Annotated in this window: 16 protein-coding genes; 10 read left to right on the forward strand and 6 right to left on the reverse strand. The window is 67.4% G+C overall.

Annotated elements, in window-relative coordinates:
• The first annotated feature begins 19 nt into the window (after positions 1-19).
• Positions 20-1528 (forward strand): glycosyltransferase family 87 protein, encoded by a 1509-nt coding sequence (locus tag V4Y04_RS18615; RefSeq protein ID WP_332432901.1) that lies wholly within the window; start codon positions 20-22, stop codon positions 1526-1528.
• 219 nt (positions 1529-1747) lie between these two features.
• Here the strand turns inward: V4Y04_RS18615 and V4Y04_RS18620 are convergent, their stop codons facing one another.
• The 3 genes from V4Y04_RS18620 to V4Y04_RS18630 all read right to left on the reverse strand — a co-directional run bounded on the left by V4Y04_RS18620 (position 1748) and on the right by V4Y04_RS18630 (position 4471).
• Complete coding sequence (locus tag V4Y04_RS18620) at positions 1748-2779, reverse strand: alanine racemase (RefSeq protein WP_332429339.1); 1032 nt, start codon at positions 2777-2779, stop codon at positions 1748-1750.
• A 91-nt stretch (positions 2780-2870) separates the two neighbouring features.
• Positions 2871-3992, reverse strand: coding sequence for a peptidoglycan bridge formation glycyltransferase FemX (gene femX / locus V4Y04_RS18625; protein WP_332429340.1), 1122 nt, complete (start codon positions 3990-3992; stop codon positions 2871-2873).
• Between the two features lie 164 nt (positions 3993-4156).
• Positions 4157-4471: a hypothetical protein gene (locus V4Y04_RS18630; protein WP_332429341.1), complete on the reverse strand. Its 315-nt coding sequence runs from the start codon at positions 4469-4471 to the stop codon at positions 4157-4159.
• A 319-nt stretch (positions 4472-4790) separates the two neighbouring features.
• On the opposite strand from V4Y04_RS18630, the gene rpsF reads away from it, so the two are divergent.
• The 4 genes from rpsF to rplI all read left to right on the forward strand — a co-directional run bounded on the left by rpsF (position 4791) and on the right by rplI (position 6502).
• Positions 4791-5081: a 30S ribosomal protein S6 gene (gene rpsF / locus V4Y04_RS18635; RefSeq protein WP_055571119.1), complete on the forward strand. Its 291-nt coding sequence runs from the start codon at positions 4791-4793 to the stop codon at positions 5079-5081.
• A gap of 77 nt (positions 5082-5158) precedes the next feature.
• On the forward strand, positions 5159-5758 hold the full coding sequence (locus tag V4Y04_RS18640; protein ID WP_332429342.1) for a single-stranded DNA-binding protein: 600 nt from the start codon (positions 5159-5161) through the stop codon (positions 5756-5758).
• 42 nt (positions 5759-5800) lie between these two features.
• Positions 5801-6037: a 30S ribosomal protein S18 gene (gene rpsR / locus V4Y04_RS18645; RefSeq protein WP_003949403.1), complete on the forward strand. Its 237-nt coding sequence runs from the start codon at positions 5801-5803 to the stop codon at positions 6035-6037.
• A gap of 18 nt (positions 6038-6055) precedes the next feature.
• On the forward strand, positions 6056-6502 hold the full coding sequence (rplI, locus tag V4Y04_RS18650) for a 50S ribosomal protein L9 (protein ID WP_332429343.1): 447 nt from the start codon (positions 6056-6058) through the stop codon (positions 6500-6502).
• Positions 6503-6598: 96 nt separating this feature from the next.
• Here the strand turns inward: rplI and V4Y04_RS18655 are convergent, their stop codons facing one another.
• The gene (locus V4Y04_RS18655; RefSeq protein WP_332429344.1) at positions 6599-7936 is read right to left on the reverse strand and encodes an MATE family efflux transporter; all 1338 of its coding nucleotides are present in this window, start codon (positions 7934-7936) and stop codon (positions 6599-6601) included.
• Between the two features lie 458 nt (positions 7937-8394).
• Between V4Y04_RS18655 and dnaB the strand changes: the two genes are divergently transcribed.
• The 5 genes from dnaB (at position 8395) to V4Y04_RS18680 (ending at position 12747) form a co-directional block, all read left to right on the forward strand.
• Positions 8395-9873 carry a replicative DNA helicase gene (dnaB, locus tag V4Y04_RS18660; RefSeq protein WP_332429345.1) on the forward strand — a complete coding sequence of 493 codons (1479 nt, stop codon included), beginning with the start codon at positions 8395-8397 and terminating at the stop codon, positions 9871-9873.
• 110 nt (positions 9874-9983) lie between these two features.
• Positions 9984-10118, forward strand: a complete 135-nt coding sequence (locus V4Y04_RS18665) for a hypothetical protein (protein ID WP_332429346.1) — start codon at positions 9984-9986, stop codon at positions 10116-10118.
• On the forward strand, positions 10118-10330 hold the full coding sequence (locus V4Y04_RS18670; RefSeq protein ID WP_332429347.1) for a hypothetical protein: 213 nt from the start codon (positions 10118-10120) through the stop codon (positions 10328-10330). Before V4Y04_RS18665 ends, V4Y04_RS18670 begins: the two co-directional genes overlap by 1 nt.
• A 153-nt stretch (positions 10331-10483) precedes the next feature.
• Positions 10484-11278, forward strand: coding sequence for a methyltransferase domain-containing protein (locus V4Y04_RS18675; protein ID WP_332429348.1), 795 nt, complete (start codon positions 10484-10486; stop codon positions 11276-11278).
• An 83-nt stretch (positions 11279-11361) separates the two neighbouring features.
• Positions 11362-12747, forward strand: coding sequence for a serine hydrolase domain-containing protein (locus V4Y04_RS18680; protein WP_332429349.1), 1386 nt, complete (start codon positions 11362-11364; stop codon positions 12745-12747).
• A 453-nt stretch (positions 12748-13200) separates the two neighbouring features.
• Here the strand turns inward: V4Y04_RS18680 and V4Y04_RS18685 are convergent, their stop codons facing one another.
• Both V4Y04_RS18685 and V4Y04_RS18690 read right to left on the reverse strand, forming a co-directional pair.
• Positions 13201-13653, reverse strand: a complete 453-nt coding sequence (locus tag V4Y04_RS18685; protein ID WP_332429350.1) for a GNAT family N-acetyltransferase — start codon at positions 13651-13653, stop codon at positions 13201-13203.
• 38 nt (positions 13654-13691) lie between these two features.
• Positions 13692-14156 carry a MarR family winged helix-turn-helix transcriptional regulator gene (locus V4Y04_RS18690; RefSeq protein WP_332429351.1) on the reverse strand — a complete coding sequence of 155 codons (465 nt, stop codon included), beginning with the start codon at positions 14154-14156 and terminating at the stop codon, positions 13692-13694.
• Between the last annotated feature and the right edge of the window lies 1 nt (position 14157).

Below are 14157 nucleotides of genomic sequence, written 5' to 3' on the forward strand. Positions count from 1 at the left end.
CCCCGGTGCGTACGGCAGGATGTGCGGCATGCCCAGTGGAGAATCGACGCAAGCGAGCGTCCACGAGCCGGAGCTGGTGGGGCCGACCCGGGAGGACAAGGTCGCCAGGGCCGGCAGTGAGCTGATCGGCGGTCCGCTCGGGCGGCGTGCCCTGCTGGGGACGTCCTGGTGGACCCCGGTCCGGGTGATCGCGCTCGTGGCGATCGGTATGTTCACCCTCGGCCTGGTCCAGAAGGCGCCCTGTTACAACGGTGCGTGGTTCTTCGGCGCCGGCTCCCAGTACACCCACGCGTGCTACTCGGACATCCCGCACCTCTACCAGGGGCGGGGCTTCGCCGACGGCCTCGTACCCTACTTCGACCAGCTCCCCGGCGACATGCAGTACCTCGAATACCCGGTGCTGACCGGTGTGTTCATGGAGGTCGCGTCCTGGCTCACCCCCGGCAGCGGGAGCATCCAGGACCAGGAGCAGTGGTACTGGATGGTCAATGCCGGAATGCTCATGGTGTGCGCGGCCGTCATCGCCGTCTGCGTGACCCGTACGCACGCCCGGCGCCCCTGGGACGGCCTGCTGGTCGCCCTGGCGCCGGCCTTCGCTCTGACCGCGACCATCAACTGGGACCTGCTGGCGGTCGCGCTGACGGCTGCCGCGATGCTCATGTGGTCGCGTAGCCGGCCTCTTGCCTTCGGAATCCTCCTGGGGCTGGCCACAGCCGCCAAGCTCTACCCCGTGCTCCTCCTGGGGCCGCTGCTGGTGCTGTGCTGGCGTGTCGGACGGTGGCGGGAGTTCGGGAAGGCCCTGGGCGGTGCCGTCGTCGCCTGGGCCGTGGTGAACGGGCCGGTGATGCTCTTCGCCTTCGACGGCTGGTCGAAGTTCTACACGTTCAGCCAGGAGCGGGGCGTCGACTTCGGCTCCTTCTGGCTGATCATCGCCCAGAACTCGTCCGACCCGCTCAGCACCGAGACGGTCAACACCCTTGCCACGCTGTTGATGCTGCTGTGCTGCGTGGGCGTCGCCGCGCTGGCCCTTGCGGCTCCCCGCCGACCACGCTTCGCGCAGCTCGCCTTCCTGGTCGTCGCCGCGTTCATCCTCACCAACAAGGTCTACTCGCCCCAGTACGTCCTGTGGCTGGTGCCCCTGGCCGTCCTGGCCCGGCCGAAGTGGCGGGACTTCCTGATCTGGCAGGCCTGCGAGGTTGCCTACTTCCTCGGCATCTGGATGTATCTCGCGTACACGACCAGCGGAGACGCCAACAAGGGACTGCCCGCCGACGGTTACCACTGGACCATCGGTCTGCATCTGCTCGGGACGCTCTACCTGTGCGTCATGATCGTGCGCGACATCCTGATGCCGGACCGGGACCCGGTGCGCAGGTCCGGTGGCGACGATCCCTCGGGCGGGGTGCTGAACGGAGCGGAGGACGCCTTCGTGCTCGGTCCCGCTGCTCGGCCCGCTCGGGACACCGCGCAGTTCGACAAGCCGCAGGTCGGGTGGGGCAAGGCCGATGCCACGGGTAGTTCGCTCTGAGCGAACGACCCGTGGCTGGGCGGGTGGCCGGTCCGATGACAGGTCACGCCGGATGCTGGTGAAGGCACAGGGAAGGGCCGTGCACGGGGGCACCGTGTACGGCCCTTCTCGCTGTTCCGGCGCCTGCTCAGGCGCTGCTTCTGTCTCCTCCGCAGGCTCTGTCTCCCTCGCCTGCTCCGCCTGCCCCGCTTGCTCCGTCTGCCCCGCGCCTTGTGCCGCTCAGCGGTCGAGGATCCGGTCGAACTGCGTGGTGGTGTGCCGCAGGTGGGCCACCAGCTCCTCACCGACCTGCGGTTCCGGTGCGTCCGAGGGCACGAACAGGATCGACACCTGCATGTGCGGCGGTTCGGCGAACCAGCGCTGCTTGCCGGCCCAGACGAACGGAGAGAGGTTCCTGTTCACCGTGGCCAGTCCGGCGCGGGCAACGCCCTTGGCACGCGGCATGACGCCGTGCAGAGCCTTGGGGGCCTCCAGGCCCACCCCGTGCGACGTGCCCCCCGCCACAACCACCAGGAAGCCGTCGGACGCGGCCTTCTGCTGCCGGTAGCCGAACCTCTCGCCCTTGGCTATGCGTGTGACGTCCAGGACGGCACCGCGGTATTCGGTGGCCTCGTGGTCCCCCAGCCACAGCCGCGTGCCGATCCGGGCGCGGAACCGCGTCTGCGGGAACTGCTGCTGCAGCCGGGCGAGTTCCTCGGCCTTGAGGTGGCTGACGAACATGGTGTGCAGGGGGAGGCGGGCTGCTCGCAGTCGGTCCATCCAGCCGATGACCTCCTCGACGGCGTCCGAGCCGTCGGTGCGGTCCAGGGGCAGATGGATGGCGAAACCCTCGAGCCGGACGTTCTCTATGGCGGAGTGCAGCTGGGGCAGATCCTGCTCGCTGACGCCGTGCCGCTTCATCGAGGACATCACCTCGATGACCACCCGGGCGCCGACCAGGCCGTACACGCCGTCGATCGACGAAACCGAGCGGATGACCCGGTCGGGCAGCGGGACGGGTTCCTCGCCGCGCCGGTACGGCGTCAGCACGAGCAGATCGCCGCCGAACCAGTCCTTGATCCGGGCAGCCTCGTACGTCGTGCCGACGGCGAGGATGTCCGAGCCCAGCCGGGTGGCCTCCTCGGCCAGCCGCCCGTGTCCGAAGCCGTAGCCGTTGCCCTTGCAGACCGGGACGAGTCCCGGGAACTGCTGCTGCACGTGCTTGTGATGCGCCCGCCAGCGCGCGGTGTCGACGTAAAGCGTGAGCGCCATGGCCGGACCTGGAACCTTTCTCGTGGTTGCGGTATGTCGGAGGGTCGAGAGCTGTGGGAACTGGTGGAGCGAACCGTGCGCGGAGCCGGTGTCAGCGGCGCGACATGTAGATGTCGAGCGCCTTGTGGAGCAGCTTGTTCAGCGGGAAGTCCCACTCGCCGAGGTACTCGGCGGCCTCGCCGCCCGTGCCCACCTTGAACTGGATCAGTCCGAAGAGATGGTCGGTCTCGTCCAGCGAGTCGGAGATGCCGCGCAGGTCGTAGACGGTGGCGCCGAGCGCGTAGGCGTCGCGCAGCATCCGCCACTGCATCGCGTTCGAAGGCCGGACCTCACGGCCGATGTTGTCGGACGCGCCGTAGGAGTACCAGACGTGACCGCCGACGATCAGCATCGTCGCCGCCGACAGGTTGACGCCGTTGTGCCGGGAGAAGTACAGCCGCATGCGGTTGGGGTCCTCGGCGTTGAGGGCGGTCCACATGCGCTGGAAGTACGACAGCGGGCGCGGCCGGAAGTGGTCGCGCACGGCGGTGATCTCGTACAGCCGCTGCCACTCTTCCAGGTCGTTGTAACTGCCCTGGACGACCTCGACGCCGGCCTTCTCGGCCTTCTTGATGTTGCGGCGCCACAACTGGTTGAAGTTCTTGTGGACCTCTTCCAGGGAGCGGTTCGCCAGCGGCACCTGGTAGACGTAGCGGGGTTGTACGTCACCGAAACCGGCTCCGCCGTCCTCACCCTGCTGCCATCCCATACGGCGCAGCTTGTCGGCTACCTCGAAGGCACGGGGCTCGATGAAGTCGGCCTCCAGATCACGCAGACGCTTCACGTCCGGGTCCTGGATGCCCTTCTTGATGGTCGTCGCCTCCCAGCGCCGGATGACCACAGGCGGGCCCATCTTCACCGAGAACGCGCCCTGCTGCTTCAGGTGGGCGAGCATCGGCTCGATCCACTCCTGAAGATTTGGCGCGAACCAGTTGATGACCGGGCCTTCGGGGAGATAGGCCAGGTAGCGCTTGATCTTGGGGAGCTGCCGGTAGAGGACGAGGCCGGCGCCGACCAGCTCGCCGGTGCGGTCGTCGAACCATCCGAGGTTCTCCGCGCGCCATTCCGCCTTGACGTCCGACCAGGCAGGGACCTGCATGTGACTCGCCGACGGCAGGCTCTGGATGTATGCCAGATGCTGCTCTCGGCTGATGGTCCTCAGGGTCAGGCTCATTCGGGGCGCTCCTCGGGCTGGTGTGTCCCCATGGGTTCAGGGGCTCCGGCTCTCGCGCGAAGCCTACTGCGCCGTGGATGCGCCCTGGTTGGGCACACGGGGCCTGCGCCCCGGCCTGTCACGGCCGGGGCGCACCCACGGTATGCGGGAGGAGGTGTCCGGTGTCAGTCGATGACCCCGCCGAACAGGCCGCCGTGCGACATGCCGAGGAAGAAACCGATTGCTGCGGCGCCCAGCCCCAGGATCAGGCCGAAGCGCTCCCGCGTTGTCTCCGAGATCCACTGGCCGTACGCGCCAGTGAGAATTCCCACCAGGCCGGCCCATGAGCTGAGCAGGTGCAGATGGTGGAACAGCGCGGTGACGAGGGACGTGACCCCCAGCACCAGGGTTACCGCGAGCAGGGCTCTCTGGACTGGGTGGGGCTTGTCGTCCGTGGCGAAAAGGCCTCCGACGGTGTTGGGTCGCAATGCCTGTGCCATGGGCACCTCCTGCGAAAGGCGGCGCATCGTAGCGCCGTACACACCCGATGTGTACAGACTGCCGGGCTTCCGGGCCTGATTTCAACCGGAAGCCGCTGTGCGGGTACTCTGTACCGTCTGCACCGGTGTCTGTCCGGATGGATACCAGTCACGTTCAGGACAGGACCACGGGTCCGTCCCGGCCGATCTGGAGAAACCGCCACCCGACCTCGATTGTCAGTGGCGGCTGTTCTACTGACAGGCATCGTTGCGCAACGCATCACGACCCTCCTGCCACGGAACGACCGTGGCCGCTGAGTCCAAAGGAGGTGGGTTCCACATGCGTCACTACGAGGTGATGGTCATCCTCGACCCCGATCTCGAGGAGCGTGCAGTCTCCCCGCTGATCGAGAACTTCCTTTCTGTCGTCAGGGATGGCGGCGGAAAGGTCGAGAAGATCGATACCTGGGGGCGTCGTCGTCTCTCGTACGAGATCAAGAAGAAGCCCGAGGGCATCTACTCGGTCATCGATCTGCAGGCCGAGCCTGCGGTCGTCAAGGAGCTCGACCGCCAGATGAACCTGAACGAGTCGGTCCTCCGGACCAAGGTCCTCCGCCCCGAGAACCACTGAGCTCTTCCGCTCAGCTGGTCCCGGGACCCGAGTAGCAGCACAAGCAGCCAGCAGCAAACCCGCCGAGAGGTTCCCCCATGGCAGGCGAGACCGTCATCACGGTCGTCGGCAACCTTGTCGATGACCCCGAGCTGCGCTTCACCCCGTCCGGTGCGGCCGTCGCGAAGTTCCGTGTCGCGTCGACTCCCCGCACCTTCGACCGCCAGACGAACGAGTGGAAGGACGGCGAGAGCCTGTTCCTGACCTGCTCGGTCTGGCGTCAGGCGGCGGAGAACGTCGCCGAGTCGCTCCAGCGAGGCATGCGCGTCGTCGTGCAGGGCCGGCTGAAGCAGCGGTCCTACGAGGACCGTGAGGGCGTCAAGCGCACGGTCTACGAACTGGACGTCGAGGAAGTCGGTGCCAGCCTGCGCAACGCCACGGCCAAGGTCACCAAGACCACCGGCCGAGGTGGCCAGGGTGGTTACAGCGGTGGCGGCAACCAGGGTGGTGGCAGCTGGGGCGGAGGCTCCGGCGGCGGCCAGCAGGGTGGCAGCGCTCCGGCCGACGACCCCTGGGCATCCGGCGCTCCCGCCGGCGGCCAGCAGGGTGGCGGCGGCCAGAGTGGCGGCGGCTGGGGCGGAGGCTCCGGCGGCAGCGGTGGCGGCGGTGGCGGCTACTCGGACGAGCCCCCCTTCTAGGCGGGGCCGCACCACACTTCTTGATCACACAGGAGATACATCATGGCGAAGCCGCCTGTGCGCAAGCCGAAGAAGAAGGTCTGCGCATTCTGCAAGGACAAGGTCACGTACGTGGACTACAAGGACACGAACATGCTGCGGAAGTTCATTTCCGACCGCGGCAAGATCCGTGCCCGTCGCGTGACCGGTAACTGCACCCAGCACCAGCGTGACGTCGCCACGGCTGTCAAGAACAGCCGTGAGATGGCGCTGCTGCCCTACACCTCCACCGCGCGATAAGGGAAGGGTGACCGACTCATGAAGATCATCCTCACCCACGAGGTCTCCGGCCTCGGCGCCGCGGGCGACGTCGTCGACGTCAAGGACGGTTACGCTCGCAACTACCTGGTTCCGCGGAAGCTCGCGATCCGCTGGACCAAGGGTGGCGAGAAGGACGTCGAGCAGATTCGTCGCGCTCGCAAGATCCACGAGATCCAGACCATCGAGCAGGCCAACCAGGTGAAGGCCCAGCTCGAGGGCGTCAAGGTCCGCCTCGCGGTCCGCTCCGGCAACGCCGGTCGTCTCTTCGGTTCCGTCACGCCCGCCGACATCGCTTCCGCGATCAAGGCTTCCGGCGGTCCCCAGGTCGACAAGCGTCGTATCGAGCTCGGCGCGCCGATCAAGAACCTCGGCGTCCACGAGACGTCCGTGCGTCTGCACCCCGAGGTTGCCGCCAAGGTCGACCTCGAGGTTGTCTCGGAGTAAGTACTGCTCGTTGCAGCAGACAGAGGGCGGGGCCGCACCTTTCAGGTGCGGCCCCGCCGTTGTTTCACGTGAAACGACGGGTTTCGCGTGAAACGGTCAGCGTGCGGCGCCGGTGACGATCCAGCGGCCCGAGCGGGTGCGGAACCACAGGGTCAGCAGCCGAACGGTCATCATGAGAGCCATCGTCCCCCACAGTGCGGTGAGTCCACCTCCGAACATCGGGACCAGCAGGGCGAACGGAGTGAAGACCACCAGAGTGATCAGCATCGCCCATGCCAGGTACGGCCCGTCGCCCGCGCCCATCAGTACCCCGTCCAGCACGAAGACGATGCCGGAGATCGGCTGGGACAGCGCGACGATCACCAGGGCCGGCAACGCCATGTCCGTGACTGTGGAATCGCTGGTGAACAGAGGCAGGAAGAACGGCCGGGCGAGCACCACGACCATGCCGAGGACGGCTCCGACCCCGAAGCCCCACTGCACCATGCGACGGCATACCTGGCGGGCCCCCTGAACGTCTCCGGCTCCCAGATAGCGGCCGATGATGGCCTGCCCGGCGATCGCGATGGCATCCAGCGCGAAGGCGAGCAGGCTCCACAGGGAAAGGATGATCTGGTGAGCCGCGATGTCGGAATCGCCGAGTCGGGCGGCGACGGCGGTGGTGATCATCAGGATGGCCCTGAGTGAGAGGGTCCGTACCAGCAATGGCGCGCCGGCCTGGGCAGAGGCTCTGATCCCCGCGAGGTCCGGGCGTAGTGAGGCACCGTGCTTGCGCGCTCCCTTCAGCACCACGATCAGATAGACAACGGCCATGCCCCACTGGGCGATGACCGTGCCCCAGGCGGAGCCCGCGATACCGAAACCGGCGCCGTAGACCAGGGCGACATTGAGAACGCCATTGGCGGCGAAGCCGCCGACGGCGACGTAGAGAGGGGTTCTGGTGTCCTGCAGTCCGCGCAGGACACCGGTCGCGGCGAGCACGATCAGCATGGCCGGTATGCCGAGTGAGGAAATACGCAGATAGGTGATCGCGTAGGGGGACGCGGTGTCCGAGGCTCCGAACAGATCCACGAGGGAGGGTGCCGTGGGCAGAAGCAGGGTGACGACACCGGCACCGAGGAACAGGGCGAGCCAGACTCCGTCCATGCCCTGGCGGATGGCTGAGGGGAGGTCGCCGGCGCCGACCCGTCGGGCGACAGCGGCCGTGGTGGCGTAGGCGAGGAAGACGAAGATGCTGACGGCGGTCATCAGGAGGGCCGAGGCGACGCCGAGTCCGGCGAGCTGTGCTGTGCCGAGGTGGCCGACGATGGCGCTGTCCGCCATGACGAAGAGGGGTTCGGCGACGAGGGCGCCGAATGCCGGTACGGCCAGCATGACGATCTCGCGGTCGTGCTGCCGTCGGACGGCTCGAGGGCGCGCGGAGGCCTGTGTCATGCGCACCAATCTAATCGTCCACAGGTAAGAGATGCAATGTGTCATAGACCCTTACGTGATGGCGCAGGGTGTGTGCTTGCATACAGCACTTGGGGGGATCTTGGCCGAAGAGGAAATTTTTTTGTTCTACACAGGCGGTGGATGAGGAAATGCCAGGTCAGCGCTCCTCTTGCGGATCAATGCGGGTCTTGTTCACAGGGCTGTCCACCGGGTCGTGCACAGGTTTGGCGGACTTCTCCACAGCATTGGGCCAGTCGTCCACATGCCCTGTGGATAACCAGATTGGCTGACGGTGCAGACGGGCCTACGGTGGTCCGGCGCCCACTCCGTTTGCCGGTTTCCGAAAAGTCATAAAACCGGCGCTCGACAACCGGAGTCGGGCGCCCTATTTGTCAGTGCCGTGTCGTAGAAAGAGGAGCACGGCGAGGTCCGCTCGGCGGACGGGAGGAGGTTGCTCGGTGAGCATTTCCGAGCCCTTGGACGACCCGTGGGCCGACACCGGACCCAGTGATCGTCTGCCCGCTTCCCGGCGCCGTGAAAATGGAGGCCGCGGCCGTGACGAACAGCACGACCGGGGCCGGGATTCCGGTGGATGGGACGGCACGGGCTCCACGTTCGAGCGGGTACCGCCGCAGGACCTCGAGGCCGAGCAGTCCGTTCTGGGAGGCATGCTGCTCTCCAAGGACGCCATCGCCGATGTAGTGGAGATCCTCAAGGGCAACGACTTCTACAAGCCGGCTCATGAAACCGTCTACACAGCCGTTCTCGACGTCTACGCGAAGGGTGAACCGGCCGACCCCATCACGATCGCCGCGGAGCTGACCAAGCGCGGTGAGATCAACAAGGTCGGCGGGGCCTCGTATCTGCACACCCTCGTCCAGACGGTGCCCACGGCGGCCAACGCGGCGTACTACGCGGAGATCGTGCACGAGCGCGCTGTGCTGCGCCGCCTGGTCGAGGCCGGTACCCGGATCACACAGATGGGGTACGCGGCCGACGACGATGTCGACGAGATCGTCAACCGGGCGCAGGCCGAGATCTACGCCGTCACGGAACAGCGCACCAGTGAGGACTACCTCCCGCTCGGCGACATCATGGAAGGCGCGCTCGACGAGATCGAGGCGATCGGTTCACGCAGCGGTGAGATGACCGGTGTGCCCACGGGGTTCACGGACTTCGACTCGCTCACCAACGGGCTGCACCCGGGGCAGATGATCGTCATCGCCGCGCGTCCCGCGATGGGTAAGTCCACGCTCGCGCTGGACTTCGCCCGTGCCGCGTCCATCAAGCACAACCTGCCGAGTGTGGTCTTCTCGCTCGAGATGGGGCGCAACGAGATCGCGATGCGCCTGCTGTCAGCCGAGGCCCGGGTCGCCCTCCACCACATGCGGTCCGGGACGATGACCGACGAGGACTGGACCCGCCTGGCACGCCGGATGCCGGACGTTTCGGCGGCACCGCTCTACATCGACGACTCCCCGAACCTGTCGATGATGGAAATCCGCGCCAAGTGCCGTCGGCTGAAGCAGCGCAACGACCTGCGGCTGGTTGTCATCGACTACCTCCAGCTGATGCAGTCCGGCGGTTCCAAGCGGGCGGAGAGCCGTCAGCAGGAGGTCTCGGACATGTCCCGTAACCTCAAGCTGCTCGCCAAGGAACTGGAGTTGCCAGTCATCGCGCTCTCCCAGCTCAACCGTGGTCCCGAGCAGCGCACCGACAAGAAGCCGATGGTCTCCGACCTGCGTGAGTCGGGCTCCATCGAGCAGGACGCCGACATGGTCATCCTGTTGCACCGCGAGGACGCGTACGAGAAGGAGTCCCCGCGAGCGGGCGAGGCCGACCTGATCGTGGCCAAGCACCGAAACGGCCCGACAGCGACCATCACGGTCGCCTTCCAGGGCCACTACTCCCGCTTCGTGGACATGGCGCAGACCTGACCGGTTCCCTTGTAGGGTCTCAGATTTCGTGGCCAAATCTCACGGTCGATGGCCAAGCGATGGCAGATCTGACACGAGTTTGAGATTGGCAGGTCAGGCCCTTCACTCATATGGGTGAGCGGGGTCTGATGCCGCCCCGCTACGGAATCTGCGCCGACGACTGGCCGGAACCCGGGGAGGCGTTCAAGGCCCACCGGCGGCTCCGCGCCGTCAACGGCGGCAGCGACGACGAACAGGAGGCGTGATGCAGAGCAGTGCGGAGAACAGCGATGTTGTGCTCAGGATCGTGGACACCATGGTCGCCTACCGGAAGGCACACGGCGGCCTACCTGCCGACACGGACGGCCTTGAGGACATGGCCGTGGCGATCGTCGAGGCCCTGGAGCGCGACGACTTCCGCATCGTGGACGTCTTGAGCGGCAGCCGGACCGAGACGCCCACATCCGAACCGGCCTGACGGCACGGCAGCGGGGCGCCAGCCACTCCGGCCGGCGCCCCGCTTGCGTTCTGCACTCCGTCAGCGGGTGGTTAGCCAGCGAGCTGACGAGCCAGCAAGCCGGCCGCCCCGAGGATTCGGACACGATCGTGAGACTGGACGGCTGGCCGAGCCGTGAGACACGACGACAACTACCAGGTCACGGCACCGGCACTGGCCATGGGCGGCGAGACCCTACATCCCTTCCTGGGGAACAGCACCGCTGCCGGCCACGGCTACAAGCGGGAGCCGATGAACCCGCTGGACGTCCAGCAGGGGCAGACGGCACTCGACATGGGATGCGGTCCGGGCGCCGACCTGCCGGCACTGGCCGAACGCGTCGGCGTCAGCGGCGCGGTGGTCGGAGTCGACCGTGACCCGGCGATGCTCACCGAAGCCCGTCGGCGCACGACAGACCTGCCGGTGGTGGAGATCCGGGAGGGAGACGCTCACTCCCTGCCCGTCGCGCCGGAGCCAGTGGACCGGGCCAAGAACGACCGGGTTCTCATGCACGTCGCCGAGCCCGCCGATGCCCTGGCACAACTCCACTCGGTCACCCGGCCGGGCGCACGGATCGGTCTTGCCGAACCTGACCGGGACACCTTGACCGTCGACGCGGAGGACCTCGGCACAAGCCGTGCCTTCACCCGTTACCCCACCTCGGAAGTGGTCCGGCACGCCACCATCGGCCGCAGCCTCGTCCGCCACGCGGAGCAAGCCGGCTTCACCGTCGAGACGGTGATCGCCACGACGCCGGTCTTCCTCGACTTCCAGGACGCGGATCACACCCTGGGACTGGGCCGTACCCTGCAACAGGCCATCGATGACGGTCACATCGACGAAGAACGTGGCCGTCGCCGGTTCACCTCTCTTTCCGAGGGAACCTTCTTCGCTTCCTTCATGTTCGTCAGCGTGGTCTGCTCCCGCTGACGAACATCCAGGACGGGCGCGGCGTCGGCCGCTCCGGCCGCCGACTTCCTACGGGCGGAGCCCGCACCTGGTGAACTGAGGGCATGTCGACACCTCAGGAAGAACTGCTGGCCGGTACGCGTCGGGCGTTGCTGCACCGCATCGCCGTCGCCCAGACGGAGGAGCGTGCCCCGTCGCTCGTCGCGACCGTGGTGCGGGGCGGAGAGGCCGTCTGGACGGGGGCGCGGACATCGGTGGAGGGGCGTGCGCCGGACGAGGACGTGCAGTACCGCATCGGCTCCATCACCAAGACATTCACCGCCGTACTGGTTCTCCAGTTGCGTGATGAGGGGGTGATCGACCTCGGGGACCCGCTGGAGAAGTATCTGCCGGGTACGGGTGCGGGGGAGGCGACCCTCGCCGAGCTGCTCTCGCATGCCGGAGGTCTGGCGGCCGAGACACCGGGGCCCTGGTGGGAACGCACCCCCGGCTCACTGCGGCCCGACCTGGCCGATGTCCTGGGCGAGCGGCCCCTGGTGCATCCGGTCGGCCGGCGGTTCCACTACTCGAACCCCGGATACGCGCTGCTCGGCGCACTTGTGGAGAAGCTGCGCGGTGCCACGTGGGAGGAGGTACTCCGACGTGACGTGCTTGAGCCCTTGGGCCTGCGCCGGACGGGTGTGCGTCCGAAGACGCCGCATGCGGGCGGCTGGGCGGTGCATCCGTGGGCCGACGTGATGCTGCGCGAGCCGGCCGAGGACCTCGGGCGGATGGCTCCGGCGGGACAACTCTGGTCCACCACAGGTGACTTGGCACGCTTCGCGGTCTTCCTGGCCCACGGGAACGCACGGGTACTGAATATCGAGTCGTTGCGGGAGATGAGGAGGCCTGCAGCGCCGGCAGAGGCAACGGATGTGGCGAGCGGCTATGCCTACGGCCTGGGGCTGGAGTTGCGTCACCGGGACGGGCGGGCTCTCGTCGGACACACCGGATCCCTGCCGGGCTTCCTCGCCTGTCTTGCGATCGGCGTAGAGGACGACGTGGCCGCGGTGGTCCTGGCCAACTGCACTTCGGGGCCACTGCTGCTCCCGGTCGCTGCCGATCTCATCCGGATCGTCGCCGAGGCGGAACCGCGTCTCCCTGCGCCCTGGCGGCCGTTGCGGGAGTTTGATTCCGCGGTGCTGGAGCTGGTGGGCCAGTGGTACTGGGGGACGCAGGGCTTCGCTCTGCGGCTGTCGGCCGACGGGCCGCTGTCGTTGGAGCCGCTGTCCGGCACGGGTCGTCGCGCCCGCTTCCGCTCGAACGGCGACGGAACCTGGACCGGCCTGGAGGGTTACTACGCCGGAGAGCTCCTGAAGCCCGTACTGCGGCCGGACGGGTCGGTGCGCCATCTGGACCTGGGGTCCTTCGTGTTCAGCCGTCAGCCGTACGAGGACGGGGCTTCTGTGCCGGGCGGAGTGGACCCTGAGGGATGGCGGGGGATCGGATAGGGCGTGTTTCGAAAGTAGCGCCGGCTGCCCGGAGGGCGGGCCCCGCGGCGTCATGGGGGTCCCCCCTGCTCGAGCGGAGCCGAGAGCTTGGGGGAGCGTGCGATCGCACGGCGGAGGGTCGCCCGCGTACCGGGTGCGTACGTGGGCGATCCCGACAACGCGGCTGGGGGTCCCCCCTGCTCGAAGAGCTTGGGGGAGTGCGTGCCGGACGCCGCGGGGCAGGCGGGACCTTCGAAACACGCCCTGGAAGGCCGCTGAAGATCTTGCTCAGGCCGCCCGGTTCACGCCGGATTGCCAGTAAACGCCAATCGGCATGAACCGGCGCAGGACGGGCGTGATGTCAAGATCTTCAGGACGCTCCTAGGGCCCGCACACCGGGCTTGGGGTATCCAGGAGGGATTGGGATCACCGGGGCCCCAGGGCTGTTCCACGTGAAACAGCCCTCCGTCGTCCTTACAGCGCCAGCTTGAAGCCCACATGGGAAGCCGAGAAGCCGAGCCGCTCGTAGAACTGGTGGGCATCGGTGCGGGTGTTGTCGGAGGTCAGCTGGACCAATTGGCATCCCTGACGGCGAGACTCGCCGATGGCCCACTCGATGAGCCGGGTCCCCAGACCGCTGCCGCGCTCATCAGCGTGGATGCGGACGCCTTCGATGATCGATCGCGTGGAGCCGCGACGGGACAGTCCGGGAACGATCGTGAGCTGGAGTGTGCCGACGACGCGGTCCTTGTGGACTGCGACGACCAGGTGCTGGTTCGGATCGGCGCTGAGCCGCTCCAGCGCGGCCAGGTACGGACCGAGGTCCTCCGGAGACTCGCGCTGCGCCCCCAAGGGGTCGTCCGCAAGCATGCCGACGATCACGGGGACGTCGTGGGCGGCCGCGACACGTATCTCAAGATCTTCCATGACGGCACCTTACGCAGGCGTGTGCCGACGGGGTCGGCTCATGCCGGTACGGATGCCTTCAAAGTCTCCACCGTGCGAACCAGCGGGGCCAGGTCGGGGTTCTTCGCCGCCGCGTCGAGTGCCTCGCGCAGTGCGGAGTCGTTGGTCGGCCGCGCCTTCTCGAGAAGAGCGAGGCCGGCCTGCGTGACGTTGGTGTAGATGCCACGCCGGTCCGTGGGGCACAGGTAGCGCTCCAGCAGGCCACGGTCCTCGAGCCGGGTGACCAGACGGGTGGTGGCGCTCTGGCTGAGTACGACCGCGTCTGCCACTTGCTTCATCTGGAGATGTCCCCCTTCGCCGTCGTGCTGTCGGCTCAACACGTCGAGCAGGGAGTACTCCCGCACGCTCAGATCGTGCTGGGCCTGAAGAGCCCGCTCGATGTGGGCCTCGATCCTCCCGTGCAGCAGGGAGAGTGCGCACCAGCCCTGCGCAAGGGCGGTGAGTGCGGGGTCCGTGGCTGTCATT

It is taken from the genome of Streptomyces sp. P9-A2, assembly GCF_036634175.1.
GTDB lineage: Bacteria > Actinomycetota > Actinomycetes > Streptomycetales > Streptomycetaceae > Streptomyces > Streptomyces pratens.